General features: G+C 67.3%; 4 protein-coding genes and 1 pseudogene. 1 reads left to right on the forward strand and 4 read right to left on the reverse strand.

The window, feature by feature from the left end; all coding sequences use genetic code 11:
• The 4 genes and pseudogenes from GWG54_RS21105 to GWG54_RS20405 all read right to left on the reverse strand — a co-directional run.
• Positions 1 to 80: pseudogene (locus GWG54_RS21105) on the reverse strand (EamA family transporter); the annotation flags it as partial.
• A gap of 149 nt (positions 81 to 229) precedes the next feature.
• The gene (locus GWG54_RS20395; RefSeq protein ID WP_167939460.1) at positions 230 to 697 is read right to left on the reverse strand and encodes a GNAT family N-acetyltransferase; all 468 of its coding nucleotides are present in this window, start codon (positions 695 to 697) and stop codon (positions 230 to 232) included.
• 92 nt (positions 698 to 789) lie between these two features.
• Positions 790 to 963 carry a DUF1059 domain-containing protein gene (locus GWG54_RS20400; protein WP_167939461.1) on the reverse strand — a complete coding sequence of 58 codons (174 nt, stop codon included), beginning with the start codon at positions 961 to 963 and terminating at the stop codon, positions 790 to 792.
• 108 nt (positions 964 to 1,071) lie between these two features.
• Positions 1,072 to 1,932, reverse strand: a complete 861-nt coding sequence (locus GWG54_RS20405; protein WP_167939462.1) for a UbiA family prenyltransferase — start codon at positions 1,930 to 1,932, stop codon at positions 1,072 to 1,074.
• 169 nt (positions 1,933 to 2,101) lie between these two features.
• On the opposite strand from GWG54_RS20405, the gene GWG54_RS20410 reads away from it, so the two are divergent.
• Positions 2,102 to 2,745, forward strand: a 644-nt coding sequence (locus GWG54_RS20410) for a thiamine pyrophosphate-binding protein (RefSeq protein WP_167939463.1), incomplete at its 3' end; no start/stop codon positions are given.

Below are 2,745 nucleotides of genomic sequence, written 5' to 3' on the forward strand. Positions count from 1 at the left end.
CCCAGAACTACCCAGATCCCCCACGTGACCATCGTAATCGACCCGAAGAACACGGCCGAATCTATCTGAGGAAAACCCATTGACGTGCGAGTCGTACCACTACTGAAAAATACCTCAGCCTTCACTATACGCGGTTCTCAAATAAGATCGTTCGCGACGCCGGCTTCGAGACGATCCGTCGTGGAGTGAGCCGTCTCCGACAGGCGCGTACTCGACTGTGGTTCGTAACTCACTCGAGCGACTGTGCATACTCGACCTGCTTCGGCTGGAAGCCCGCGTCGCGGTAGAACCGGCGTGCGTCCTCGTTGTGCCACTCGCAGGAGACCTTGAGGTGGTCACAGCCGCGTTCGCGAGCGAGTTCCTTCGCGCGCTCGAGGATCGCCGTACCGTGGCCTCGACCCCGGTAGTCCTCGTCGATGGCGAGGTTGACGATGCGGAGGGACGTCGAGTACCGCCGGGAGGGATGCTGGCCCTCGCGGAGCGTGACGAAGCCGATGCGCTCGCCGTCGCGAACGACGAGGTAGTCCGTGACGTCCTCGCTATCGAGGTGAGCGCGGAAGCCGTCGTCGGAGACCTCGCGAACGTCGCCGTAGGCGAGTTCGTTCAGTTCGGAGTACGCCTCCATCTCCCGTGCAAGGTCGTACCAGCGGTCGACGAGCGCGTCGAGGTCGTCTGCGGTAGCTTCCACGAGTTCCATACGGGTACTCCTCGACGCTCGTTTGTCAAGTTCCGGACGGTGTGCCGTGTTTTGGCACGCCGATCGCCTCGGGGATTAGCACGGGTCGTAAGCTACACCACCTGGAGGTATTCGCCCCGGAGTTCGTCGTCCGAGAGGTCCTTTCCGTGAATCTCCTTCATGTGGTTTTTCGCCAGTTCGACCGCCTCGCCCTCGTCCTCGGACTGAACGACGAACCGGCAGTCGGACTCGGCCGACTCGCAGTCGAGTTTGTGTGCATCCATCATGGTACACCATATCAGGATACTCCGATTCGGTACTTAGCGCTTTTCGGCGAGCACCCGTCATATCGGATCGTTGATGGCGCCGGTCGACCCGGATGCTCGAGCGCGTCCTCACCCGAGCCGCGCCAGCGGCTCGAACCAGACGGCCGCGACCAGCACGGCCAGGAAGACGTACGACGCCCGGATGAGCAGCATGGTCGCCAGCTTCGGGGGCGCTCGGCGGGCGACGGCGGCCACCGCGGCGAACGCGAGCGCGGCCACCACCGTTCCGGGCGGGAAGATCCCCGCTGTGGCCAGTGCGACCACGACGAGCAGGGCCGCGATCATCAGGCTGTAGGCGACGGCGGTGGCACGGTCGGGGCCGACGGCGACGGCGACGGTCCGCTTGCGGATCGAGCGGTCGTAGTCGTAGTCCGTGGCGTCGTCGATCACCTTGATCCCCGAGAGCAAGGTGAGAAAGACGGCCGCGAAGCCGACAGGAACCGCGGCGAGGGCCTCGGCCTGGACGTAAAAACCCCCGAGAAGCGAGAGCGCGATCCCCAGCGGGTAGCCCGTCGTCGCCGTCACGGGATTCGTATCGAGCTGGGGAGCGTGGTAGTAGGCGATCAGCCACGTCGGAACGGTAAGCGCGGCGGCGGCCCAGTCGACGAGGACGAACAGGGCGAGCGCACAGAGGGCAAAGGCCGTCGTCGAGACCACTAGCCCGATCCGACAGCCCCGCTCGGTCAGCGGGTGGTTGTCGTCCTCGCCCCGCAGGTAGAAGTCGACGTACCCGTCCTTGACGTGGGCCGTGTACACCGCGGCGAACATCGCGACGAGGTGTAGCGCCGCGACTCCCGGGGCGAACCTCCCGGCGAGCACCGCGCCGAACAGCGAGGCGGCCAGCGGCGGGAGCATGAACACCGGATGAACCTGCGACCAGAAGGCTCGCGCCGTCGCCCCGACGCCGGCCCCGTGTCTGGCGAGCGACATAGTTCGGGCCACGACGGACCGACGTAAAATACCGCGGGTAGCGGGGAGTTTGCGTGGGTCTCGTCGCTCGGCGACGCCGACCGCAACCCGTCACCAGCGAGCCGCTGCGGTCGCGGCCGGCGTCGCCGGGGGACACAGCTTCATAGTCGGTCACGTCTCACGGGTGAGCATGACGGACGGAGACACCGGCGCCGACCTCTTCGTCGACGCCCTCGAGTCCTACGGGGTCGACTACGTTTTCGGCAACCCGGGAACGACGGAGTTGCCGATCGTCGACGCGATCGGGCGAAGCGACCTCGAGTACGTCCTCGGACTCCACGAGGACGTCGCGGTCGGGATGGCCTCGGGGTACGCCCAGACCAGACGGTACCACGCCCACGGCGACGACTCGATCACCCCCGTTGGCGTGGCGAACCTCCACGTCGCGCCGGGGCTGGCCCACGGGCTCGGTAACCTCTACGCCGCGAAGGTCGCGGGTGCGCCAGTCGTCGTCACCGCGGGCAACCACAGCACCGACTTCCGCCACGAGGAGCCGATTCTGAGCGGCGAGCTCGCCGAGATGGCCGAGGGGTTCTGCAAGTGGTCCGACGAGGTCTTAGACGTCGAGGCGCTGCCGACGATGCTCCGGCGTGCCTTCCGCGTCGCGCTGACGCCGCCGACCGGACCCGTCTTCCTCGCCCTGCCGCTCGACGTCACCCTCGCGGAGACCGACGCCGAGCCCGAGCGGCTCGGCCCGATTCCCAGCGCCGGAGGCGGCGACCCGGGCCAGCTCCGGCGCGCGGCCGGCCCGCTCGCCCCGGGCGGCCGCCCCGT

This window comes from Natronococcus sp. JC468 (genome assembly GCF_012163165.1).
In the GTDB taxonomy this organism is placed as follows: domain Archaea; phylum Halobacteriota; class Halobacteria; order Halobacteriales; family Natrialbaceae; genus Natronococcus; species Natronococcus jeotgali.